Origin of the sequence: Vibrio penaeicida, from assembly GCF_019977755.1 — a bacterium.
In the GTDB taxonomy this organism is placed as follows: Bacteria; Pseudomonadota; Gammaproteobacteria; order Enterobacterales; family Vibrionaceae; genus Vibrio; species Vibrio penaeicida.
Window position 1 is genome coordinate 488,683 of sequence record NZ_AP025145.1, and the last position, 21,964, is coordinate 510,646.

The following is a 21,964-nucleotide window of genomic DNA, read 5'->3' on the forward strand; positions in this document are numbered from 1 at the left end:
AATGACAACTAATCTTCCAAAGCTGCTGTTTAAGGTTTTGCTCGTGTTATGTGCGATCTACTGCCTTTTCATGTTAGCCACTTTGAACATTTCGACCGACACACATATTTGGTTGGCATCTAGCGCGTTTATTTTAATTCTTCTTTTATCAAAAAACATGTCGACTAGGGCGACGACGTTTATTCTGATTATCGGTGCATTTATTTCTTTCCGTTATATTTATTGGCGCTTCCATGAAACCCTTCCATGGGAAAGCCAAATTGATTTGCCCTTTGCCATGCTTCTATTCTGTGCCGAATGTTATGGTATTTTGGTGTATGTCATGGGCATGTTTGTAACGGTAAAACCCTATGAACGTAAACGTGTACCTATAAATCCAGATGTGGCTTTGCCCTCCATTGATGTGTTTATACCAACATACAATGAACCGATCAGTGTCGTTGAGCCTACGATCCTTGCTGCGAGCAGAATGGAATACCCGGGAGAAGTGCGGGTGTATGTGCTGGATGATGGCGGGACATACAATAAACTCAATGATGAAGATGTAGACGCCGCACATTACGCGAAAAAGCGCGCCAACACCCTAAAAGATTTTTGCGTAGAAGTGGGGGCAACCTACATGACTCGCAAAAAAAATGAGTTGGCAAAAGCAGGGAATATAAACCACGCGTTAAGTAAATCATCTGGCGACTTAGTATTGGTTCTCGATGCCGATCACGTTCCGACTCGCGACTTTTTAATGAACACCGTCGGTATGTTCCAAAAAGAACCAAATTTAGGATTTGTGCAAACCCCTCATTTCTTTATCACACCGGGACCAGTAGAGAAAAACCTTGGTATTGAAGACAAAGTCCCTTCTGAAAATGAAATGTTTTACAACAAAATCTTGGTGGGTATGGATTTTTGGAATGGTTGCTTTTTTTGCGGATCCGCAGCGATTATCCGCCGTGTCGCATTGGAAGAAGTTGGAGGTATATCCACTCGAACCATCACTGAAGATGCGGACACAGCCTTAAACATTCATTCAAAAGGTTGGGATAGCGCTTACTTAAACCGAGCTATGGTTGCTGGCTTATCTCCAGACACATTTGGTGCGTATGTGACTCAGCGGTCTCGGTGGGCACAGGGAATGATACAAATATTTTTGTTGAACAACCCTCTATTAAAACGTGGTTTGAGCCTAGGACAGAGAATTTGTTACTTAAACTCGACTGTGTATTGGTTCTTCCCAATCTTTAGAACTGTGTTCCTGATTTCGCCATTGCTGTATTTGTTACTCGACCTCCAAATATTTGTGGGTAACGCGACGGACTTTTTGATTTTTGTTGTTCCTCACTTAGTCATAAGCATTATGATCACCCAGCGATTGTTTGGTAAAACTCGGCGCGCATTCTTTTCTGAGTTGTACGAAACCGCTTTGTCGATATACCTTTTCTTACCTGCCTTATCGACCCTAATTCATCCTACGAAACCCAGTTTTGTCGTCACCCCTAAAGGGGAAACAACCCGTAAAGTCTGCTTTTCAAAACTGACGCCGTTCATGGCATTTATCTTTGGGCTGGTGGTAGCAGCAGAAGCTTGGGGAATTTATCGATACATGCAATTCCCTACCGAACAAAGCCAGCTGATTTTGGTTATCGTGTTCAACACTTTTAACCTTTTACTCATCATTCTGTGTTTGGGGGCGATGCTGGAAAAGCAACAGCGTCGCAGTGAGCCTCGTTTATTGGTGAATGAAAAAGCGGTAATCAAAGTTGGTGAAAGAAGCCTGAATGCGACTTTGAACGATGTTTCGATCAAAGGAGCAAGACTGACTCTTCAAGACCCGGATCATGATATTCATCGTGGCGATACCGTTGATGTGGTTTATTTCACCGAGAACGGGAAATGCAGTACGGGCAAAACACTCTACAAACAAGTGCATTTAAACATGCGAGTTGTTGCCGTTAAAAATGGGCACCATGGCATACAAGTCTGCTGCTTGATGGAGAGTAACTTAGCGGAAGATATGCAGATTCAGTACGCTAAAACGTATGGTCAAAGTAGCCGTTGGGACGACAGAAGACGCTACGAAGAAGGGCTGCATCAAGGGCTGTTTTCGTCAGTCTTGAGCTTGTTTTCACTGGTGTGTGAGAACCTAACTCGAGTACTGACAACGTCGGTTAAACAGCAACTGGATTCATCGAAAGCGCGCGGCAGTAAAGTGAGCGGTAAAAAGGGATTTCAAAATGACTAGATTCTTCTTCCTATTATGTTTCGTTATCTCATTGAATGCGGTTGCAGAAAAAAAGGTGACCGTACCTTTAACGTATTCCACTGTAAATCAGGGTGATATTGTCTTACGTGGTCAGACACAAATGATCAACCTGCCTATTTCGATACTTGAAGGTCAAAAGGTGGAAAAACTCCATCTTTCTTTGGCGGTATTTAATAATAATGCAGTTGATAAATCGTTGCTCTGGATTTCAACCGGTAAGCGCACTTTGGTCAATATCGAGCTCAAGCAGCGCTCTCAATTTCAGCAATTGGATGTGACCATTCCTCCCGAGCTGATCTCCAAACGCGACTCCAGTTTGAATATAAGAATTCAACATATTTCAAATGACCCCTCACACGTGGTTGATGCAACCGAGCTGACAACGGTGATTAATGCGGAAAGCTCGAACTATTCTCTAACCTACATCGAAAGCACGAATACAGTAGATCAAACGCTGCTTGCATACAACGACATGATTCGAAGCGGGCAAGGGCATGGGTTACCTGTTCAAATGGTGTCTTTGGTGGAGGACAATCAAGATCTCTCTTTGGGTATTGCAGCTTCTTTGGTGCAGGGTTGGACACTTAAAAGTGGTTCTGAAGACTACAAGTTTGACTATATCACTTCCCGTTCAGCTTCCTTCTCGACTACAAAACCTACTGTGGTGTATGGCACACGGGATAATTTGCTGAATTCGGGTTGGATAGATTTAGAGACGCATAACGCCATTTCTGGTCCGTACCTAAAAACTGGGAAAAACCCGAAAGGTATTGATTGGCTTCTAGTGATATCAGGGAATAGCCCAATGGAAGTGAAACGAGCGTCTAAAGTTTTTGCCAATAACTTACGTCGGCTCCCCGATAGCGCTTCGAGTGTCATAAAAGTCGATGATGCGATGAAAGACACGTCACTAAAAAGCGCAAAAAAATACTTGGTGTCCGAGTTTACCGATCAGGTCGAACTAACCGATTCGCCTCTCGCCTTATCGCTTATCATGCCGAGCAATATAATGTTCAGTAGTGAAGACAATGCCAAGCTAAATCTATTGTTACAGCATTCCCGCGTGTCACCTGGTGAAGGCTCTATGATATTGCGTGTAAACGGGAAATATGCGAACAGTTTGCCTTTGCGTTCCAGTTATTGGCGGGACAATCAGCACTATAGAATCAACATCCCCATGAAAGACTTTAGACCCGGAATCAATCACATAAGTGTTCAAGTTTATGGGCCCGTCGATATTCGCAATCAACAGCGGCGATTTAAAGTGTACATGTCGGACAACTCGAATCTTCATTTAAGCTCTTGGGTTAAATTTATTCCTACAGAAGGTCATAGTGTTTCTCCTACGGATTTTCTCGCCATAACCGACGATTGCGGTAAGCAGGCTCAGATAACATTGGATCCAGGCAACCCAGAGCAGCTTACAAAACTTTGGAGATTGCTCAGCCATGTATCGCATCGCACACACAAAGCCATGCCCGGGTTATTGGTGACGAGCGAAGCGCAACAAAAGCGCCAACTCCATATAAAGCTGAATGAAACGAACGAAGAAAACTTTGTTTTTGAGCAAACCGAGAGCGACTCTAAGTGGGAGGAACTCAAACATACTCTGTTCGATTTTATTGCGCACTCAGAAAGCGAAACGGATGATTTTGGGCAATCGTTAAATGCTCATGAGTTGGCTTATGTAAGACACACCAATGACAAAGGTTGGTATCGACTTCAGTTAACGGAAAGCTCGCCAGAAAAGTTTGATGACTTTCTACGCAGTGAATCCAGTGCCCCTCCGAAGGGTGTATTAAGTGAAAAAGAATTTTCGAGTAATTCATCGCAGTTTTTTAAAGCTGCTTTTATTGGGTACCCCGCAGCACTGTCCGTTATTGCTCTCATCATTATTTGGTGGATGTCGGCATTTGTATCTCGTTTTTTGGAAGCGCGAAAATGAAAAAGAAAACCGGTTTCTTAGTAGTTGCAGCGACGAGCTTAGTGGTAAGCACCAATGCTATGGCGCTTGCCATGTGCGAAAGTGATATTGGCATGTGGCATACGTTCAAGAACAGCTTTGTTAACCAAGATGGGCGTGTTGTGGACGTGGGCAATCAAGGCATATCACACAGTGAAGGGCAGGGGTACGGAATGCTTATCGCTGAATATTTTGGTGACAAAGCGACGTTCGACCGTATGTGGCATTGGACCAAAAAAAACCTACAACGAAAAGAAGACGGCTTGTTTTCTTGGAAATGGCAGCCGAAAAAGCCGCATATCCCCGACAGAAACAATGCCAGTGATGGCGATGTGCTGATTGCATGGGCACTGCAACGAGCTCAGAAGCAATGGTCAGGTCAAGGGTATGGTTCTAGTGCGAAACAAATCGTTAATGAACTGCAAAAATCCCATATAAAAACGGTGAACCAGCAGAGCGTATTACTCCCCGGAGCGTATGGATTTAGTTTTGATGATCGTACGGTCGTTAACCCTGCGTATTGGGTGTATCCGGCGTTACAGGATTTCAATCAATACAGCCGCCAATGGTCGAAATTATCCAATAGCGGATTATCGATTCTTAATCAAAACCTTTACGGGCGTGAAAAGCTGACATCGGATTGGCTGGAATACAAAAATGGTGGCTGGAAACCGGCCTCTGGCTTTGAATCACGTTTCAGTTACTCGAGTTATCGCATTCCGCTTTACGTTATTTGGGGTGGGCAATCACACCAACTGAATACGCACTACACTAGCTGGCTTAATCAGAACACGGCGTGGGTGAATGTTCGTTCCGGTGAGTCGGCCAGTTACCCACCACCTGATGGTGCCATCGCAATTGCTCAACTTGTTCGACTCTCCCGCGCTTCACGGAAAAAAGGACAAGGCATAAAAGTGTACCCCAAAGGAAAAGACTATTACTCCGACAGCTTGGTGCTGTTGTCCCATATCGCTTATAACGAAAGGATTTGCCAATGAACAGATACATCTTATTGGTAGCGCTAACTGCGTTGACAGCACAGGCTCAAGATCATCATGAAATAACGGTTTTTGATGACCGTATTCAAGTCGAAGTCACCACAAAAGCCCAAACAGGGTTTGATGACACGATTTATTGGAATATGTTGAAGAAAAAAGGGTGGAGGGCGACCCAAAAAGCAACAGAAGGTCTGAGCATTTCTTCAGGGTTAAAAACAGAGCTTAACTATCAAGAATCGCTATACGAATTAAATCGGCACTTGAAAAATCGCAGACTGACAACCGCTATAGCGCTCCTCGAAAAGTACCCCCAGTGGCGAACATGCGATCGCATCCAATGGCTATGGCTAGATTTAAAAAATGAAACCATGACGGGCTATGGCTCGAATGCACAGGCTAAATATCAGTCGATTCTCGACAACTGCAAAGGGCAAGAGTTGAGTACGACGCAAAAGTTGTTGAGCTGGACACCGTCAAGTGCAGGCAGCGATATTCTCGCGAGATATAAAACATCAGCGGGCTACGATAGAAAGTTTGCCGCGCAATTAGAATACGACAATCGATTGAGCCAGCTAGAATCAACGAATATTTCTGATAACCAATTAGAGAGTATTGGGCGATCTGCTAAATCGAGAAAAGATGCGAAAACCGCTGAAGTTATCGCTTGGAAATACATGGAGTCGGAGCAACCAGATGTTGCACTTGGTTGGTTTGAAAGCGCAATCAATTGGGGGGGACCGAACGAAAAGCGCATTGAAGGCAAATTACTCAGTTTGCAGGCGATGGAAGATCTAGAACGTTTGCATATGGAGCATCAGGTTTGGTCGGAAAAGTACCCATCCATCGCAGAAATGGATATCGGAACTGGCGCTAAAGAAGATCTGGAATGTGAGGAATCTGCCGCGAAATGTTTGGAAAGCCTGAATAACAAACCCAATCTAACTGCCCAAGATTATGTGATGAAGGGCTGGAAGCTTTATGAACTTCAACGCCCGATGTCGGCATCGCTCGCGTTTGAAGAGGCGCTCGACATGATGCCAAAGGACGATCCACAAAGAGATCTTACTCAGTATGGATATGTATTAGCGTTAGAAAAAATGGGGTATTCAGATAAAGCCATCGCGTTGGCCATGCAAATCAATGATGTGGAAAAACGCGCCGAAATAGATAAGAAGGTTGCGGTAAGAAGGGTTTACTCAGCCTTCCAAGCAGAAGCTTATGAAGAAACTCTCGCTCGTATCGAACAGTACGAACAAGACTATGGTAAAGATGTAAAACTCATCGAAATCAAAGCATGGGCGCTCTATAACAGCCAACGTAAAGAAGAAGCGTACGCTGAATATACGGTTTTAGCCGAAGCCTTCCCCCACAATGAGGAAATGCAACGCTCCTACTTGATCATAAAATGTGGCTTTGCTGAACACGCGTCAGTGTGTCACGACCTTGATTATTGAGTATACGTTCCGCAAATTGAGGCTGCTTGGGTATAATGGACGCGGCTTTAATATGAGGATTTGAAATGTGCAAATGGACTTTACCCGATACGTTTGAATTTGAGGGGCGACAAGTTAAATATGGCATTGAAGGTGAAGGGGAGCCTTTGGTGATAGTGCATGGTACGCCCTGGTCTTCTTTTAACTTAAGACACCTGATCAGCGAGTTATCTCGCCATTATCAAGTTCACTTTTTTGACCTTCTCGGCTATGGAGAGTCAGACAAAAGCGAAGCGGATGTTTCTCTAGGAATACAAAATTCATTGCTGGATGCGTTAATTGAGCATTGGCAGATCGATACTCCGTACATTGTTGGGCATGATTTTGGTGGTACAACGGTATTAAGAAACCATATTTTAGATAAGCGAAAATACAAAAAGATAGCAGTGATCGATCCTGTTGCCTTATCACCTTGGGGGTCGCCATTTTTCAAACATATCGAGGAGCACGAAGCCGCATTTTCTGGTGTCCCGGATTTTATTCATGCGGCAATTGTTGAGGCTTATATAAAGACCGCAGCTCATCAAGAACTCGATGCAGAAACGATAGAGGGCATTTTGTCCCCTTGGATGGGAGAGTTGGGCAAGCCCGCATTTTACCGTCAAATAGCGCAAGCGGACTCAAAGTATACAGATGATTTTCAGGATAGGTTTTCAGAGGTAAGTGCACCCACTCTTATTCTGTGGGGTCAAGAAGATCAATGGATACCTTGCGAGCAAGCTTACCAACTTCAAAATAAGATTGAGGGCGCTAAATTGGTCACAATTCCTAATACTGGTCATTTAGTCATTGAAGAAAACCCGAAAGCGCTGGTAGCAGAAATACAAAAATTCTTTGTGGGTTAGAGGCTCTTTGATTGGGCGGAAAACCTCCCCTCAGCTAAGCAGAGAGGAGGTTTTAATTTAGCAAGTTAACTGTCTGCTGATTTAGCTATCTATTGAGTTAACTTTCTTTTGAATTGGATGGTGATTTGTAACCCAGGGTATAACTGTCGAAATCTCGCATTAAGTAAAGTACAAGGCAGGCGGCGAGCATTGGCCAAGCCGTAAAGAACAGCAAGTTACCTAGCGGGTCCAGATATTTCATGAAAGATGAAAAAGTCGAGAAGCTATGAAGAATCAGCGCAATCAGGTATGTCTTAGAACGTTGAATGCCGAGTAAGAATGCGCCAACAAATACAAGCTGAACAATGCCAATGATCACAGAAAAACCAGAGGATACGTCCAGGCCATAGAAAGCTGAAAATACCTTAGTGGAATGTTCCGGTGCGAGGATTTTGTCGAATGCCCACACAAAGAAAACAAGGGCAATGGTAACGCGTAGAGCCAATAAGCCGAGTGCGAGGTGTTTTTGCTGCTGAGGTGAGATGTTCAAGATAAATTTCTCCAAGTATATGAATGCGGAGAATACAGACCGAGCGGCTTTTCAAATTATTTCTGAATGACTGGTTATTTTATAAAGTAACCGGCAATTTAAAGTTAAATAGGAATGAAAATCACATTGTGAGTGGATGAGAATAATGCGAGCCACTTCTATTGTTTCCGTGAAACGGCTGTTTATTCAAGATATTAACCCACGTTCATCATGCTATTCTTCTTGCGACTAGAAAGTCGTTGATTGAAGAAAAAGAATTACTTGCCCAAGTATCTTCAGGTCAATGAGCACAGTTTGTATAGAACGTGAAATCATTAAAAGGGATTTATGACTAACCAAGTTTTTCGTTATAGCAAGGAATGGCAAAAAGCCGCCAGAATCTGTGTTGTTGTATTTGCATTGATGGGGAGCGTTTTTTTGTACCTCACTCAGTACGATGCAGAGGGTATCGATGTATTGGGTATTCTGGCTTCAATACCGTTTCTGTTACTTGCAGTTGTGTCGGCACATTTGGCACGTAACCTACCAAATAAAGCGATTGAGTTAAGCAATGATGGTGTTTGGTATCAACATGAAGGCGAAGTAAACGGAAAAGTGTTATTTGATCGTGTATGCCGTATCAAAGAACGTTTGTTTTTACAGCGATTAGATTTACTGGATCAAGAAGGTCGTAAGCTGATTAGTATCGATTATAAACTCACAGATTTTGAAATTTTAAGGTATGCGCTGTGTGACAAGATAAACTCACACCTAACGGCGAAAGATCAGTCCGAATTTAGGAAAAGTACGCTGATTCGTGTTTCTCATTTGATAGGGGTTATCTTGTTTCCTTTCTTGCCTTTGGTCGCGTTTTGGACAGGGCAGAATTGGTTTTTGATAGTGGGAACTGGTTTTGTTGTTGTACTGATCGTGCACGAATATCTTAATACGCCTACCGATTTAGTGATTAGGAAAAATGCGTTGTCGGTGCGTTATCGATTGCGCTATACCCATGTTGGGTTTGATGAAGTGATTGGTCTTCAAATGATCGACGGGCTAGAAAATAGTAACCGCATTCCTTATGTTCAATTGACTTGTAGACATTTAAGAAAGCCAATTAAGTTAAAAGACTTGGGTGTGGATGTGAATAGATTGTTTTCAATACTCGAAAATACAATAACAAAAAAGCAATAACGAAAGTAATAATAATGCGTCTATCCAAACGATATCGATAAAAGAGAGACGCTTTGGGCATAAAAAAATAGCCAGAATCATCTGGCTATTTTTATAAACTAAACATTACTCAAAGGAATTAAAGAACAGAAATATCTTCCGCTTGAGGTCCTTTATTACCTTGAGTGACTTTAAATTCTACTTTCTGACCTTCTACCAAGGTACGGAAGCCGTCTCCTGTAATTGCTGAAAAGTGCGCAAAAACGTCTGGTCCATTTTCTTGCTGAATAAAACCAAAGCCTTTAGATTCGTTGAACCATTTTACGCTACCCACTACTTTTTCTGACATGATGTTTTCCTAGTTTAAAGATTATTTAATACGTGATTGCATAGGAAGCTACCATAAAAAATAAAGGTAGCAAGGGACAAAATCACATTAACGCGCATTAATAGTTGAAATATCTTAGTGATATTTTTCTTTATATTTATTTGATTCAAGAAAGGCAATTGTCTTTACACAAGAAACATTCTTTTTTGGAATGAGTGTAGATGAAGTGTAACCAGAAGGTTCGAATCGCGAATATGAGAACGTGCTAAAGTTGAAATGTTTTAACCCATATATATGTTGTGGTTAATTTGGCAGGTTGATAGTGTTGATGAATACTCAGAGCCTCTGGGAAATCACTTAAAAAGGAGTTAATGATGCCCTTTATTGCATTTGAAGCTGGTCAACTTTCTGAAGAAGTTAAAGAAGAGTTGATCCAGAAACTCACAGATGTGTCTGTCGAAGTAACCGGTATTCCAAAAGAGCTATTCTTGGTGGCGATTCGAGAGTGGCCGGATACTAACGTTGCAGTCGGTGGGAAATCCGTTAAACAGCTTAAGCAAGAGCTTGGGAAGTAAACCTGTCTGCAAAAAAAAACAAAAAGGGTACTTATGTACCCTTATCGTGAGTTTACTGCGTTATTTCGTAACCAGAGTGAACCCTTCATCCGCCCATCCCGTTACACCTCCAATCATTTTCTTTACGGGTCTTCCCAATTTAGCCAGCCGAATTGCTGCCTTTTCCGTCGCGTTGCAATGCGGTCCGGCGCAATACACCACGAATAAAGTGTCTTCCGGGTAATCCGCTAAAGTTTTTGGATTGATACGTGAATGGGGCAAATTGACCGCGCCGTCTATATAACCGGTTTCGAAAACCGATTCGCCACGAACATCAAGTAACACAAAGTCTTGTCGATTATTGGTCATGGCATGGTGAACATCCCAACAGTCTGTTTCGAACCTTAGCAATAACTCGAAATGTGCTAGAGCTTCTTGGCTACATGCCGCGGGTATTCTTGCAACGATTGATGACATCAGTCTCTCCTTTTCTTGGATTGTCATGTTCGGTGTGTTTTAGGTTGTAACCATTGTGTGTTGTTATTTGTTGGCTTACGATTGGCTTGTGGGTCATAGTTCGTTAACTTTCAGCCAATATGAAAACCAACTGTTAACATGAAGCAAGCGGAAAGGAAATAAGCGAAAGGATTAGGCAAAAGAAATAGAGGGAAAGGCATGCGTGTAGCGATATTAAGTTACCCCAATGTGGCGCTGTTTGAATTAGCATGTGCTGTAGAGCTGTTTGGTCTGCCAAGACCGGAGTTTGAAAACTGGTATCAGTGCGATGTGGTGTCGTTTGAATTCGAATCATTTAAATCTACGGCTGGGCTGCTGCTTCAAGCCAAGCAAGTAAGCAGCTTGACCGACTACGATATGCTGGTGGTACCAAGCTGGCCTGCTCAAGGTATAGAGATCCCTTCTGCGCTAAAAGAGGCGGTTAGCGCATTTCATCACGCAGGAAAGCGCATGGTCTCTTTCTGCTCTGGTGCTTTTTTACTGGCAGAGCTAGGCGTATTTGATGGTCGGGATACCACAACGCATTGGCGATATGCCGATGCATTTCAACAGCGCTTTAAGCACCTTAATTACATTGATGATGTCCTTTACGTATACGATGGAAATATTGGGTGTTCTGCAGGAAGCGCATCTGCGATCGATCTTGGGTTAGAGATCATTCGGCAGGATTACGGCTACGCCATTGCGAACCAAGTGGCAAGAAGGTTGGTGGTATCAGCGCATCGATTGGGAGGGCAATCTCAGTTTGTCGAAACTCCTATTTTGGAAGTCCCCAACCAGTTCTCACAGTCGATAGACTGGGCGCTTTCTCATCTCAATGAGAATATTGAGGTCGATGAGCTTGCTTCTCGGGCTAGCATGTCGCGTCGAACCTTTGATCGTAAGTTTCGTACCAGCTTCAATTTAAGCCCCAAAGCATGGCTTACGCAGCAAAGGCTTGAGAAAGCCAAAACACTACTGGAAAACGAGCACTACAGTGTCGAGAAAATCGCCGAGCTGAGTGGCTTTGAAAATGCCATAACGATGCGCCACCATTTTAGAAAGCAACTCAGTATCTCCCCAAATCAATACCGAAATCAGTTTTCATCGATGTAGATTGTTTCTTGTGCGTATTACATGTTTTCTTTGACGTTACGCTTGATGGGTTGAGCTTTTTATAAAACTTCATCGCAATTTTGAAAGTAAGTGTTGCTATGCACTCGAATTGTCTTAGTAACATGATACTGTTTCCAAAAATGACGAGTGCAACAGCACAGCTATGGCGAAGAGTTAAGGGAATAATTGTGATTGATGTAATGGCTGTTTCAGGGCTTGTCCTGTTTCTGCTTGGAAGTGTGCTGATAGTCACAGAGGCGTTTCGAAAAAGTAAACTTTGGGGAGTAGGGTGCTTGCTGTTAGGTCCTTTAATGGGCGTTCTATTCACGTTTCTCAATTGGGAAAAAGCAAAAATGCCTACCGCAATGTGGATCTGCGGATTGGTTCTTGTTTTACTGGTTTTCTTCAAGCAGCAACTGGGTTTTCAAAGTGGCGTGAGTGTCTAGGAGAAGCGAGGAATTGTACCATACAGAAAGGCTACGCTACAGAAGCATGCAATGCTGTACTCAAAGATGGCTTGGAAAATCACAATGTCCGTGAAGTATTGGCTGTGACTTTGCCAAATAATCTTGCTTCCAATCAACTGCTTTTAAAGTTGGGGTTTACTCACCAAGGCACCCAATTACTCTACGGTGACGACAATAACCTTTATTTCCGAAAGCTTTCAAAATGAAAAAGGATCGTTCAACGCAATAAACCTCTCTACTGTCACATTACTTAGTTCTGATTCGCTTTAAAGTATATAAAAAATCAAAAGCTTATGTAGGAAGTAATATGTACAAAGGAAGTTGCTTGTGTGGCGGTGTCGAACTTTCAATACAAGGGAAAATAACCGACATTATTCATTGCCACTGTTCTCTGTGTCGAAAGTCCAGTGGTACAGCATTTGCGACCAATGGGTTTGTGAATACGGGTGATTTTTCAATTACTAAAGGCAAAGAGTTACTCAGCTTCTTCGAAGTAAAGCCCGGCAAAAAAAGACATTTTTGCAAACAATGCGCATCTCCGATATACAGCTCCAACGACGAAAATCCAAGTCAAATTCGAATTCGTTTAGGGATTTTGGATTCAGATATTGAAGAAAAACCCATCTCTCACAACTTTGTTACCTCAAAAGCCAATTGGGACAGCTTGAATGAAGAACTCCCTCATTACGAGCGCCATGAACCAAGCCGCGGTAAGTAGCCGTTAATAAAAGAAAAGATACGCTAATCTGTCGTCCTAATTTTTGGGAGATATAGCATTTTTATCAAGTACCATATGATACTGTGTGAGCATTTCGGTGAATGGAGCATTATTTGTCTTTCATTCCATTCGCAATCTCATTGAGAAGGTATTGATATGAATTCTTTTCCAAGTATGCAGCAGCCAGATGGCAGCCCTTTTTGTGGTGCTTACTGCGTCGTTGCTACACTTTATGCTTTCGATAAACTGCCATTTACTGCACCTCTATCCTTGAATCGCTATGACGCTCAGCAAAAGTCTTTTACGGGACCAAAGCTGGATATTGTAGACAGTTCCAACTTGGTCGAGCTAGCACTGGAATTCTATAAAGTGACCGGTATTTTAACGCCAGGTCCTAACCCGAGTTATGTTGACGGAGCTGGGAACAACTCACTAGGAGCCATGCTGAGTATCTTGAACCAGTGTGATTTGAAGACGGAGGTTGTCTTTAAAAATGAAGAGACATTGGATCAAATTCGCAGCGTGTTTCCAATTGAAATTGAACTGATTGAAAAGCTAGGTGTACCCATTTCTCTACTAGACAATAATGACTCCACCCCTTCGGATAGTGTGCTCATTTCAGTTATTGCGTATCCCGAATTGCATTACGTGGTGAATAATCATCAGGGGGAATGGTTTGACTCGGATTTAGAAGCACACCTGTTCCACTGGGATAAAATTGAAAGCTGGGACGAAAGCAATAATAAGCGTGAAGGGGCATCTTGGTTAGGTGTATCCATTCAAGTGTGCCGTTAGCTTATTCGCGCACTTAACAAGGGAGCCGACGTATTGAATATTACCTCGGTTTCATTCTTCTATTTTTCAAATGAGACAAGTGATACTCAACGCTTGAAGATGATTTTTTAGGCGATATTACTTTTTAGGCACTAATACTTTTTAGGTACTAATACATTGATTAGACCAATTAAAACCCAAGAAATTGAAGCCGTATTAGACATATGGCTGACCACGTCGATTCAGGCGCACGACTTTATCGAAGCAGAGTTTTGGCGAAGCCAACTAGATAACATGCGCAACGTATATCTTCCCGCATCGGAAGTCTTTGTTTATGAACAGGCGGGCGGCGTTGTTGGTTTCTATGCGTTGTATGAAGACAATCTAGCCGCCATTTTTGTTGCGCCAAGTTGTCAGGGAAAAGGCGTGGGGAAAGCGCTCATCGCGGATGCAAAAACTCGGCGAGAATCACTTACTTTGTCGGTGTACAAAGATAATCAAGCCAGTTACCAATTTTACGTTTCACAAGGGTTTAACGTGGTCAGCGAGCAAGAAGATGAGCATACTGGGCATCTCGAACTGACGATGACGTTATGATTAATTACGGCAGGATTTTTGATGGAACTGATCCCTTTCAGGCAAGAACACGCAAACACAGTTTCCCAATGGTTTCTGACTAAAGAAGAGTTTTTAGCATGGGGAGGACGCGTCTTCATATGGCCACTGACGGCTGAAGCGATTTGCCTGCGATCAAGTGAGGCATCGTTATCCTTTTTTGTGTTGATAGATAATAGGGAAGTGGTTGGATTTATTGAACTAAACCGTATTTCCGATGACGAAACTAGGCTTTGTCGCATAGCGGTAAACCCTGATGTCAGAGGTCAGGGTGTCGGCAAGGAATTGGTTCGTTCTGCCATAAGAGAGATACAACAGAACCACAGTGCTAAACACATCACATTAGCCGTGTTTCATTCCAATAAGTCAGCGAAAGGGTGTTATGAATCCGTAGGGTTCAAAGTGGTGGATAAGCCGCCGTATTACAAAACGTTTGACGGGGTCAAATGGCCAATCTTCCAAATGGCTTTCGATGTTTTGACGTAATGCCTCCCAATTCACCTTTTCTTTTTCCATCGAATCAAAACGATACGCTTCATTCTACGTTTTTTTCGCCCTGAATTAGATCGCTATATCGTATCGCTTCTATACTTTTTTAGTATGAAATCGCTTTAAGGCTCGCATGAGCCAGTTAAAGCTTTATGCCAAAAAGAGAGATAAAAATAACGAAAAAGTGGATCGTTATTTTTTTTGTGATGTCCTGTCATTTCTTCGCAAACGCAACTGCCGCAGAGGAAAAATCCGTTAATGTTGGGTTTGTTGTGGGTATTCCGCCCTTCGTTGTAGGGGATTCGGGGGTTCTAGTGGATCTCGTTACAGAAGCGCTGGGGAGATCGGGGTACAAGGTTGTCAATTATGAATTCCCCAGTAAACAATTCGATCAAGATCCACTTAACGCTTTTGAAGAGCTTGATATCTTCATCGGTACGCCACTTAACTTCAGAGTCGATTATTCTTACGGTAAGGTTTACGAGTTCGATAATGTGGCGGTTTCTAAAGCCTCCAGTCAGTTAAAAATAGACAGGATTTCCGACCTTAAAGGCAAATATATAGTGGGCTTTAACAACGCCACCTTCTTTAGAAGGTGGTAATTTACTACGGCTTTTCAGCTGTATACGGATTATGCGATTGATAAAAAGAACATCAATTCCAGTCAGGAATACATCTTCTCATCTTACCAAGATGCGTTGCAAACCAGCTTATGGGTTTTAAACAGTGATCTCATTGAATCGCAAGTCAATGGGATCATCAGCATTCCTGAAATAACGTATGTTCATATTGAAAGTAAAGATGGTGACGTTTGGAGTTCTGGCATCAAGTTGTACAAACATGTTGTCAAACAATCGGTTGTTTTGCAGCATGAGTATCTTGGCGGAAAAGTGATCGACATTGGCACATTGACGATTCAGTCTGATTTGGTAGCCGTCGATCAGTCCTATCAACGCTTTTTGTTTAAAGAGCATCTAGAGAAGCTGACTGTTTCACTTTCGCACGAACTTAAGTTGCACGACGCGAAAATAGAGGTTCAGTGTGAAGACAGCTTGAGCGTAGAAAGTTACCCCAGTGCCTACGTTCAAATCTTTACAAACTTAATTACCAACAGCTTGAAACATGGGTTTGATGATTGGGGGGGGGAGAACGGTGTATATCTATCGCCATTGCATCGGATACTGAAAATTTGGTTATTGACTATCGTGACACTGGGAAAGGCATTTCAAGCGAAGTGAACGATCGAATATTTGAGCCATTTGTGACAACAAAAAGAGGTAAAGGTGGAACGGGGCTAGGGGCGAATATTGTCTATAACCTAGTAACCCAGTTGCTCAAAGGACAAATTGAAAGCAATAGCGATATTGAATCTGGTGCTCAATTCATCATTACTGCTCCTTTGGACTTGGCTTCTACGTCCTACGTTATTTAGAGTTTTCCCTTTTCTGAATGCCTAGTTGAAGGTGCTCGGCCAAAAAATCGACAAATGCCTTTACTCGAATTGGCAGATAGTCATCAGCTTTATATATCGCATACATTGGCAATCCATTGGATTGATAATGACTCAATACTTCTTCCAACTGTTCGTTGACAAAGTACTCGCTTACCATCCAATGCGGTAGAGCAGTAACGCCTTGGTCAAGCAAAGCCATTTTTAGCATCAATTCTGGGCTATCGCTGGTCACATACTCTTTGACTTTTATGGAAGTTTTATTCCCTGAGGACTCAACAAATGTCCACGTATTGGACGGGGTCATAAGTGAGTAAGTAATACACTTGTGGTTAGCCAGATCTTTTGGAGACGTTATCGGCGGTGCAGCTTTCAGATAGTTTGTAGAGGCAATGTAAGTGATGGGGTTTTCGCCAAGTAAACGAGCTTTATAGCTGGAGTCTTTAACATGTGAAGCTCTAATAGCGATGTCTACATCTTGCTCTATCAAATCGATTTGATGGTCATTGACGGAGATGTTTACTGTAACTAATGGATGCTTTTCTAAAAATAAGGTTAAAGGCTCTGCCAATAGTCTGGTTGCCATCGCACTGGGTACTGAAATTTTGAGGTGACCAGCTACAGTATTCAACTCCTGTTTAATTTGCGCCTCTACACAATTCATTTCATCAATAAGCTTTTCGCAATGTTTTAGGTATATTTTCCCTGACTCGGTGATGTGTATTTTACGGCTGTTACGGTGAAACAATGTAAAACCAATTCGACTCTCAAGCCAAGCAATCTTTTTGCTGATGGCACTCTGTGTCTGGTTGAATTCATCAGCTGTCGCGGTAAAACTGCCTAGGTGTGCAGTTCTAATAAAGATTTTTATACACTCATACCTGTCCATTTATTATTCCTGTATGGAATACATGATAGTCAAAAAATAGCATTCAATAGCAAGTTTGGGAATGCTTTAATGATTCTATCAGACAAGAGGTAAAGGCAATGACAGTGATAATTAGTGTAATTTTGGTAGTGTTTTTTACGTTTGCGAGTTCAATTAAGATATTGGGCTGGCAGAAAAAAGTCTTTGAAACTCAGTTGGCATTTTTTGTTAAATATGGCCTCAATCGAGCTGTAATGTTTTTGACAGGGTTAGTGGAATTAGCTGGCTCAGGGTTACTTGCGGCTTCTTGGTTTTATGTTGAAAGCTGGATTTTACTTAGTGGTGCAGGGCTATTAGCTATTACATCGGTCGGTGCAATCTTTTTTCACCTGAGGTTTGACCGTTGGCAGGATGGGGTGCCGGCAACGATAACGTTGATACTGTCATCCGTACTGTTCATTTTGTAATGAAAGAAACCGGGCTAAGTTTATGGGGTCACTTCAGTTGCCCGGTTTTTTTATTGTGTTTTAGGTTTAAACGAATGCTGATTAGCTGTCTTTGGACTCGTATTGATAGTCGACGTCAACAATGGCACGATACTGAACTTCACCGCGTTTTTTAGAAAAAGCCTCGATGTGCAGTTCCACATCTTTCACTTTTACGCTGTCGTAAATTACAGTAGTGGCTGAAATGGGTAGTTTATTCGTCAGTTGGTTTGACGACATTTCGTTGATTTCATCCATGAGAGTATATCCAGCGTTTAATGCCTGCTCCTGCGTGGCATAGCCTTCAGTTGTTATCGAAGTCGCGCTACTGTTTAGTTGATTACTAGCAAATACAGTAGAACTCAGTAGCATGGTTGCTGCTAACACAGTGACTTTCTTCATAACAATACTCCTATAAGCTTATTTACAAACGAATCGGTATTTACAGGTGAGCCAGCATTTAGGAACGAACTGCTGCTCGGAAGTACACCAATTCTTGCGATTGGACCAGCCTGAAAATCGCCTTAGCCTCGCTTACCGTTAAGTAAGTTATGGGCTTCACTTTCCCCAAGCTGGTAGTACCTATATTACGGATTGTTATGTAAGGAGTCCGTCAAGCCGTGTAAAACTCTCTAGCGTATTGGTAAAGATCGACACATGAAAAACAAGGGAACGTCAATTCCCTGTCTTTTGTCTCTTTTGTTCAGGTTAATAACCCCTAATCTTCAAAATCTTTCAAATAGTCCTTGGGCGGAGGCGTCCAACTCCGCTCGGTTTGATCGTGCGTACCACGTCTGTTGCTATGTAGCGAAGCTTTCAATGTTTCTTCCAATTGCATAAATAATTTGCGGTAATTGTTGTCGAAACGCTGCTCGCCATCGGACTCACCTAACCAAGCTTTGTAAAGCTGTTCAGAGCCTTCTTGTTCCACATCGATATACGCGGCTTTCTGTTGTTCCACCTGAAAAGGGTGCATACCGATAGAACGCAGTGCCTCTGCACCGACTTCCAGCGCAGCATGAAAGGTTTCTTTTTCAATAAAATCCGCGCCCGCTTGGCGGAGATGGTATTCATGAACTCGATCATAAGCTCGAGCAAGTATTTTTACCTGTGGGTAGGTGTGTTTCACGTATTGCACGAGTTCTACAGCACTTTCCCGCGCATCCATAGCGACCACTAACAAACTTGCTTCTTCTATACCTGCGGTATGCAGAAGATCGGGGCGCGTGGCGTCACCAAAATAGGCTTTGGTATTGATTTTACGTAAGTTATCGACTTGCGACGCTTCGCAGTCCAACACGACGGTTTGAATATGGTTACTCACGAGGAGGCGATTCACGATCTGGCCGAATCGACCGACACCAGCAATGATGACTTTCCCCGTCTCTTCGATGGTATCTTCTTCACGTTGGTTTTCTTGGTCTAAATATTTCGGCACGATGACTTTATCAAACAGAATGAACAGTCCCGGTGTTAGGAACATAGACAAAGCCACCACCATGGAAAGTGTTTGCGCAAGCTCGGTTGGGATCACGTGGCTTTGAACTGTGAAGCTCAACAATACAAATCCAAACTCACCGGCTTGTGCGAGGCTAAGTGAGAAAAGCCACCTATCGCTGGCGCGAATACCAAACACAAAGCTTAAAATGAGTAGAACGAACGCTTTGAGCAACATAATGCCCATTGTCATTCCGATGATGTCAAAGAATTGGTTACCCAAAATATCGAAGTTAATACCCGCTCCTACGGTGATAAAGAAGAGTCCTAGTAAAAGCCCCTTAAATGGATCGATATTCGATTCCAGTTCGTGGCGAAACTCACTGTTGGCTAACACCACACCCGCGAGGAAGGTTCCAAGTGCCGGCGACAGCCCGACCAAGCTCATCAACGCTGCAATACCGACAACCAGCATCAGTGCTGTAGCGGTGAATATTTCCCGTAGACCAGAACTGGCAACAAAACGGAACAAGGGACGGCTGGCATAATGCCCTCCTACCATTAGTGCAACAATAGTAACAATAATGACAGAGCCATAAGCCCAACCGGGCAGCCCCGCCACCAAACTCATTTCTTCATGGTGATCGGACGCAGCTTGCGCGGCGCTTTGGGCTTTTTCTACCAATTCAGGTAGTGCAAGAAGGGGGATAAACGCCAACATTGGAATAACGGCAATGTCTTGGAACAGCAATACAGAGAAGGCGTTACGACCCCCTTCTGTTTTTGATAGCCCTTTCTCATTAAAAGTTTGAAGAACAATAGCGGTAGAAGAAAGTGCGAAAACAAGACCAATACTCAGTGAGATAGTCCAAGGTTGCTGCAACCACAATGAAATACCCATAACGGCCGCTGCCGTTAAACCAACTTGCAATCCACCGAGCCCAATTAGTCGGTTTTTCATCGACCACAGCATTTTGGGTTCCAGTTCTAAACCGACGAGAAACAGCATCATGACGACGCCGAATTCTGCAAAGTGCTGAATGGTGGTGGTTTCTTCACCCACTAATCCGATAACAGGACCAATAATGACACCGGCAATCAAGTAGCCCAAAACACTGCCTAACCCTAAGCGCTTCGCGATCGGAACCATAATGACGGCCGCGATAAGATAGATAAAAGCTTGTAAGAAATAGCTGGTCATTACGCGTCCTCCTTAAGTAGTGGTGACAAGTCGTTGGTGATTTTCTTCATAGAGGCAGCGGCTTCTAGATCCACCTTGTCTTCCACCAAGGCGGTGAGAAGCGTTTGGTATTTTTCCGCGTGACTGTTGATACGATTTTCTTCAGATGCCGTGCGAGAGCCAAATAAGACAAATGGGGCAAGGTATATCATCCCAGTTAAAGAAGACATTTGTTGCAGGGGCTGCAATAGCTCACCGATGGTGAAGTGGTTAAAGCCATCGGTGCAGTAGGCCTCTTCCTTTCCTCCCGCCGAAGTGACACACATAAAGTATTTGCCATGCAGTTCGGTTCCGGTCGAGCCATACGCAAATCCGTATTCAAGCACCAAATCTTGCCACTCTTTAAGAATGGCAGGGGTGGAGTACCAGTACATAGGAAATTGGAATATCACAACGTCATGGTCGCGCAGTCTTTGTTGTTCTTTATCTATATTGATATTGAAGCGCGGGTATTCGTGATACAGGTCGATAGCAGTGACGCCTTCCACGCTTTGCGCTGCATGAAACAATGGCAGGTTTACTTCTGATTGTTTGTGCGATGGGTGAGCAAACAGAACAAGTACTTTCTTTTGGGGCATTAGAGTTTCCCTTTTATGTTTTTTATACGAATACCATACAGTTTGTATCAGGTGTGTAACAACACCATTAATTTGAATGATGTATTCGAAAAACGAGTGGAAATTTTAGCGCTCGCTCACGCTTCTCTATTAATCAGAACTTTTTTCTACTCCTGCTTCTTCGCTCGTTAAAAATCAAAGTTGTTAGCGTGCTCTCTAGGTGCCTTAAAATGGTGATTTTGAGGGGTTTTAAGTTGATGATTTTTAAAGGTTTAAATTGTTTGTTTTTCAAAGAGTTAATCGGTAACGTAGCGGCGTCCAATTAAACGCGAGAGAGAACATGGAATTTAAGAAAAAACACTTTGTATCTGAAAGCTTCGTGCGAACCGATATGTCGGAATGGCGTTTTACCCAATGCACGTTTGACCAATGTGATTTCTCGCGAGCAGATTTAAGTGACGCGGTGTTTATCGATTGTCAGTTTTTTAAGGCGAGTGAGATAGAGGGTTGCCAGTTTCAATACACAAACTTGAAAGACGCAAGCTTTAAGAACTGCCAATTAGCCATGGCACAGTTTGTGGGGGCGAATTGTTTAGGTGCAGAATTTAGAGAATGCGACCTAAAAGGGGCGAATTTTGTTAAAGCCAACTTTGCCAACCGCGTCAGCCACCAAGTTTATTTCTGTAGTGTCTTTATTACGGGGTGCAATTTGTCGTATGCCAATTTCGAAAATGCCTGTATCGAAAAATGCGACTTGTTTGAGAATCGTTGGACAGGCGCGCTTTTGCAAGGTGCATCACTGCGTGGATCGGACTTATCCCGCGGAGAATTTTCGGAAGATGCTTGGTCTCAATTTCGCTTTGAGAATTGCGATTTAACCCATACAGAGCTTTACGGGCTCGATCCAAGAAGGATCTCTTTACAAGGTGTGAAGATTTGCGATTGGCAGCAAGAGCAGCTTTTAGAGCCACTTGGGGTGATTGTTCTACCCTAAAAAAATGCCCGAACATATCGGGCAAAATTGGGGATGTGTAACCGCTAAATTTACAAAGACTACAAGTTAGATAATTTAGATAACGTAATCTTTCTTACCTCCTTGTTTCCAAATAAAATGAACATGCGAACAACCTCAGC

General features: G+C 42.9%; 26 protein-coding genes. 19 read left to right on the forward strand and 7 right to left on the reverse strand.

Annotated features, from left to right (window positions below; all coding sequences use genetic code 11):
* Window position 1 precedes the first annotated feature (1 nt).
* The 5 genes from bcsA to LDO37_RS20580 all read left to right on the forward strand — a co-directional run bounded on the left by bcsA (window position 2) and on the right by LDO37_RS20580 (window position 7,556).
* Window positions 2-2,236, forward strand: coding sequence for a UDP-forming cellulose synthase catalytic subunit (gene bcsA / locus LDO37_RS20560; protein ID WP_126609390.1), 2,235 nt, complete (start codon window positions 2-4; stop codon window positions 2,234-2,236).
* Window positions 2,229-4,202: a cellulose biosynthesis cyclic di-GMP-binding regulatory protein BcsB gene (locus LDO37_RS20565; RefSeq protein WP_126609391.1), complete on the forward strand. Its 1,974-nt coding sequence runs from the start codon at window positions 2,229-2,231 to the stop codon at window positions 4,200-4,202. The genes bcsA and LDO37_RS20565 overlap by 8 nt, the downstream gene beginning before the upstream one ends.
* Window positions 4,199-5,218, forward strand: coding sequence for a glycosyl hydrolase family 8 (locus tag LDO37_RS20570; protein ID WP_126609392.1), 1,020 nt, complete (start codon window positions 4,199-4,201; stop codon window positions 5,216-5,218). The genes LDO37_RS20565 and LDO37_RS20570 overlap by 4 nt, the downstream gene beginning before the upstream one ends.
* Window positions 5,215-6,672 carry a hypothetical protein gene (locus tag LDO37_RS20575; protein ID WP_126609393.1) on the forward strand — a complete coding sequence of 486 codons (1,458 nt, stop codon included), beginning with the start codon at window positions 5,215-5,217 and terminating at the stop codon, window positions 6,670-6,672. Before LDO37_RS20570 ends, LDO37_RS20575 begins: the two co-directional genes overlap by 4 nt.
* Before the next feature lie 65 nt (window positions 6,673-6,737).
* The gene (locus LDO37_RS20580) at window positions 6,738-7,556 is read left to right on the forward strand and encodes an alpha/beta fold hydrolase (protein ID WP_126609394.1); all 819 of its coding nucleotides are present in this window, start codon (window positions 6,738-6,740) and stop codon (window positions 7,554-7,556) included.
* A gap of 97 nt (window positions 7,557-7,653) precedes the next feature.
* Here LDO37_RS20580 and LDO37_RS20585 read toward each other — a convergent pair whose 3' ends face one another.
* The gene (locus tag LDO37_RS20585; protein ID WP_126609395.1) at window positions 7,654-8,085 is read right to left on the reverse strand and encodes a hypothetical protein; all 432 of its coding nucleotides are present in this window, start codon (window positions 8,083-8,085) and stop codon (window positions 7,654-7,656) included.
* Between the two features lie 327 nt (window positions 8,086-8,412).
* Here LDO37_RS20585 and LDO37_RS20590 point away from each other — a divergent pair, with 327 nt between their 5' ends.
* Window positions 8,413-9,258 carry a hypothetical protein gene (locus LDO37_RS20590; RefSeq protein ID WP_126609396.1) on the forward strand — a complete coding sequence of 282 codons (846 nt, stop codon included), beginning with the start codon at window positions 8,413-8,415 and terminating at the stop codon, window positions 9,256-9,258.
* 118 nt (window positions 9,259-9,376) lie between these two features.
* Here the strand turns inward: LDO37_RS20590 and LDO37_RS20595 are convergent, their stop codons facing one another.
* Entirely contained in the window at window positions 9,377-9,586 is a 210-nt protein-coding gene (locus LDO37_RS20595) for a cold-shock protein (RefSeq protein ID WP_126609397.1), read from the reverse strand.
* Window positions 9,587-9,939: 353 nt separating this feature from the next.
* Between LDO37_RS20595 and dmpI the strand changes: the two genes are divergently transcribed.
* Window positions 9,940-10,140 carry a 4-oxalocrotonate tautomerase DmpI gene (gene dmpI, locus LDO37_RS20600; protein WP_126608017.1) on the forward strand — a complete coding sequence of 67 codons (201 nt, stop codon included), beginning with the start codon at window positions 9,940-9,942 and terminating at the stop codon, window positions 10,138-10,140.
* Between the two features lie 60 nt (window positions 10,141-10,200).
* Here the strand turns inward: dmpI and LDO37_RS20605 are convergent, their stop codons facing one another.
* Window positions 10,201-10,596 carry a rhodanese-like domain-containing protein gene (locus LDO37_RS20605; RefSeq protein ID WP_126608010.1) on the reverse strand — a complete coding sequence of 132 codons (396 nt, stop codon included), beginning with the start codon at window positions 10,594-10,596 and terminating at the stop codon, window positions 10,201-10,203.
* Window positions 10,597-10,794: 198 nt separating this feature from the next.
* Here LDO37_RS20605 and LDO37_RS20610 point away from each other — a divergent pair, with 198 nt between their 5' ends.
* The 10 genes from LDO37_RS20610 to LDO37_RS20655 all read left to right on the forward strand — a co-directional run bounded on the left by LDO37_RS20610 (window position 10,795) and on the right by LDO37_RS20655 (window position 16,225).
* Window positions 10,795-11,730: a helix-turn-helix domain-containing protein gene (locus tag LDO37_RS20610; protein ID WP_126608011.1), complete on the forward strand. Its 936-nt coding sequence runs from the start codon at window positions 10,795-10,797 to the stop codon at window positions 11,728-11,730.
* A 188-nt stretch (window positions 11,731-11,918) separates the two neighbouring features.
* A complete protein-coding gene (locus LDO37_RS20615; protein ID WP_145959466.1) occupies window positions 11,919-12,176 on the forward strand; it encodes a hypothetical protein in 258 nt (85 codons plus the stop codon).
* Window positions 12,098-12,403, forward strand: a complete 306-nt coding sequence (locus LDO37_RS20620; RefSeq protein WP_224055921.1) for a GNAT family N-acetyltransferase — start codon at window positions 12,098-12,100, stop codon at window positions 12,401-12,403. The genes LDO37_RS20615 and LDO37_RS20620 overlap by 79 nt, the downstream gene beginning before the upstream one ends.
* A gap of 101 nt (window positions 12,404-12,504) precedes the next feature.
* Window positions 12,505-12,915: a GFA family protein gene (locus tag LDO37_RS20625; protein ID WP_126608013.1), complete on the forward strand. Its 411-nt coding sequence runs from the start codon at window positions 12,505-12,507 to the stop codon at window positions 12,913-12,915.
* Window positions 12,916-13,071: 156 nt separating this feature from the next.
* Window positions 13,072-13,710 (forward strand): hypothetical protein, encoded by a 639-nt coding sequence (locus LDO37_RS20630; protein ID WP_126608014.1) that lies wholly within the window; start codon window positions 13,072-13,074, stop codon window positions 13,708-13,710.
* Between the two features lie 156 nt (window positions 13,711-13,866).
* Window positions 13,867-14,286, forward strand: coding sequence for an N-acetyltransferase (locus LDO37_RS20635; RefSeq protein ID WP_126608015.1), 420 nt, complete (start codon window positions 13,867-13,869; stop codon window positions 14,284-14,286).
* A gap of 21 nt (window positions 14,287-14,307) precedes the next feature.
* Window positions 14,308-14,790 (forward strand): GNAT family N-acetyltransferase, encoded by a 483-nt coding sequence (locus LDO37_RS20640; RefSeq protein WP_126608016.1) that lies wholly within the window; start codon window positions 14,308-14,310, stop codon window positions 14,788-14,790.
* Window positions 14,791-14,945: 155 nt separating this feature from the next.
* Complete coding sequence (locus LDO37_RS20645) at window positions 14,946-15,395, forward strand: hypothetical protein (protein ID WP_224055795.1); 450 nt, start codon at window positions 14,946-14,948, stop codon at window positions 15,393-15,395.
* Between the two features lie 36 nt (window positions 15,396-15,431).
* On the forward strand, window positions 15,432-16,031 hold the full coding sequence (locus LDO37_RS20650; protein WP_224055922.1) for a hypothetical protein: 600 nt from the start codon (window positions 15,432-15,434) through the stop codon (window positions 16,029-16,031).
* Complete coding sequence (locus tag LDO37_RS20655) at window positions 15,983-16,225, forward strand: ATP-binding protein (protein WP_185829789.1); 243 nt, start codon at window positions 15,983-15,985, stop codon at window positions 16,223-16,225. Before LDO37_RS20650 ends, LDO37_RS20655 begins: the two co-directional genes overlap by 49 nt.
* On the opposite strand, the gene LDO37_RS20660 is transcribed toward LDO37_RS20655, so the two are convergent.
* Window positions 16,218-17,132, reverse strand: coding sequence for a LysR family transcriptional regulator (locus LDO37_RS20660; RefSeq protein WP_126607625.1), 915 nt, complete (start codon window positions 17,130-17,132; stop codon window positions 16,218-16,220). The genes LDO37_RS20655 and LDO37_RS20660 overlap by 8 nt on opposite strands.
* A gap of 98 nt (window positions 17,133-17,230) precedes the next feature.
* Between LDO37_RS20660 and LDO37_RS20665 the strand changes: the two genes are divergently transcribed.
* Complete coding sequence (locus LDO37_RS20665; RefSeq protein ID WP_126607626.1) at window positions 17,231-17,578, forward strand: DoxX family protein; 348 nt, start codon at window positions 17,231-17,233, stop codon at window positions 17,576-17,578.
* A gap of 81 nt (window positions 17,579-17,659) precedes the next feature.
* Here the strand turns inward: LDO37_RS20665 and LDO37_RS20670 are convergent, their stop codons facing one another.
* The 3 genes from LDO37_RS20670 to LDO37_RS20680 all read right to left on the reverse strand — a co-directional run bounded on the left by LDO37_RS20670 (window position 17,660) and on the right by LDO37_RS20680 (window position 20,851).
* Complete coding sequence (locus LDO37_RS20670) at window positions 17,660-17,998, reverse strand: DUF3316 domain-containing protein (protein ID WP_126607627.1); 339 nt, start codon at window positions 17,996-17,998, stop codon at window positions 17,660-17,662.
* Between the two features lie 316 nt (window positions 17,999-18,314).
* Window positions 18,315-20,234: a monovalent cation:proton antiporter-2 (CPA2) family protein gene (locus LDO37_RS20675; protein ID WP_126607628.1), complete on the reverse strand. Its 1,920-nt coding sequence runs from the start codon at window positions 20,232-20,234 to the stop codon at window positions 18,315-18,317.
* Window positions 20,234-20,851 carry an NAD(P)H-dependent oxidoreductase gene (locus LDO37_RS20680; protein WP_126607629.1) on the reverse strand — a complete coding sequence of 206 codons (618 nt, stop codon included), beginning with the start codon at window positions 20,849-20,851 and terminating at the stop codon, window positions 20,234-20,236. Before LDO37_RS20680 ends, LDO37_RS20675 begins: the two co-directional genes overlap by 1 nt.
* Before the next feature lie 319 nt (window positions 20,852-21,170).
* Here LDO37_RS20680 and LDO37_RS20685 point away from each other — a divergent pair, with 319 nt between their 5' ends.
* Window positions 21,171-21,824: a Qnr family pentapeptide repeat protein gene (locus tag LDO37_RS20685; RefSeq protein WP_126607630.1), complete on the forward strand. Its 654-nt coding sequence runs from the start codon at window positions 21,171-21,173 to the stop codon at window positions 21,822-21,824.
* The last annotated feature ends 140 nt before the right edge of the window (window positions 21,825-21,964 follow it).

Bases quoted from the DNA above. Each gene is read 5' to 3' on its own strand.
- bcsA (WP_126609390.1), top strand. From the start codon at position 2: ATGACAACTAATCTTCCAAAGCTGCTGTTTAAGGTTTTGCTCGTGTTA.
- LDO37_RS20565 (WP_126609391.1), top strand. From the start codon at position 2,229: ATGACTAGATTCTTCTTCCTATTATGTTTCGTTATCTCATTGAATGCG.
- LDO37_RS20570 (WP_126609392.1), top strand. From the start codon at position 4,199: ATGAAAAAGAAAACCGGTTTCTTAGTAGTTGCAGCGACGAGCTTAGTG.
- LDO37_RS20575 (WP_126609393.1), top strand. From the start codon at position 5,215: ATGAACAGATACATCTTATTGGTAGCGCTAACTGCGTTGACAGCACAG.
- LDO37_RS20580 (WP_126609394.1), top strand. From the start codon at position 6,738: ATGTGCAAATGGACTTTACCCGATACGTTTGAATTTGAGGGGCGACAA.
- LDO37_RS20590 (WP_126609396.1), top strand. From the start codon at position 8,413: ATGACTAACCAAGTTTTTCGTTATAGCAAGGAATGGCAAAAAGCCGCC.
- LDO37_RS20595 (WP_126609397.1), bottom strand. From the start codon at position 9,586: ATGTCAGAAAAAGTAGTGGGTAGCGTAAAATGGTTCAACGAATCTAAA.
- dmpI (WP_126608017.1), top strand. From the start codon at position 9,940: ATGCCCTTTATTGCATTTGAAGCTGGTCAACTTTCTGAAGAAGTTAAA.
- LDO37_RS20605 (WP_126608010.1), bottom strand. From the start codon at position 10,596: ATGTCATCAATCGTTGCAAGAATACCCGCGGCATGTAGCCAAGAAGCT.
- LDO37_RS20610 (WP_126608011.1), top strand. From the start codon at position 10,795: ATGCGTGTAGCGATATTAAGTTACCCCAATGTGGCGCTGTTTGAATTA.
- LDO37_RS20625 (WP_126608013.1), top strand. From the start codon at position 12,505: ATGTACAAAGGAAGTTGCTTGTGTGGCGGTGTCGAACTTTCAATACAA.
- LDO37_RS20630 (WP_126608014.1), top strand. From the start codon at position 13,072: ATGAATTCTTTTCCAAGTATGCAGCAGCCAGATGGCAGCCCTTTTTGT.
- LDO37_RS20640 (WP_126608016.1), top strand. From the start codon at position 14,308: ATGGAACTGATCCCTTTCAGGCAAGAACACGCAAACACAGTTTCCCAA.
- LDO37_RS20645 (WP_224055795.1), top strand. From the start codon at position 14,946: ATGCCAAAAAGAGAGATAAAAATAACGAAAAAGTGGATCGTTATTTTT.
- LDO37_RS20660 (WP_126607625.1), bottom strand. From the start codon at position 17,132: ATGGACAGGTATGAGTGTATAAAAATCTTTATTAGAACTGCACACCTA.
- LDO37_RS20665 (WP_126607626.1), top strand. From the start codon at position 17,231: ATGACAGTGATAATTAGTGTAATTTTGGTAGTGTTTTTTACGTTTGCG.
- LDO37_RS20670 (WP_126607627.1), bottom strand. From the start codon at position 17,998: ATGAAGAAAGTCACTGTGTTAGCAGCAACCATGCTACTGAGTTCTACT.
- LDO37_RS20675 (WP_126607628.1), bottom strand. From the start codon at position 20,234: ATGACCAGCTATTTCTTACAAGCTTTTATCTATCTTATCGCGGCCGTC.
- LDO37_RS20680 (WP_126607629.1), bottom strand. From the start codon at position 20,851: ATGCCCCAAAAGAAAGTACTTGTTCTGTTTGCTCACCCATCGCACAAA.
- LDO37_RS20685 (WP_126607630.1), top strand. From the start codon at position 21,171: ATGGAATTTAAGAAAAAACACTTTGTATCTGAAAGCTTCGTGCGAACC.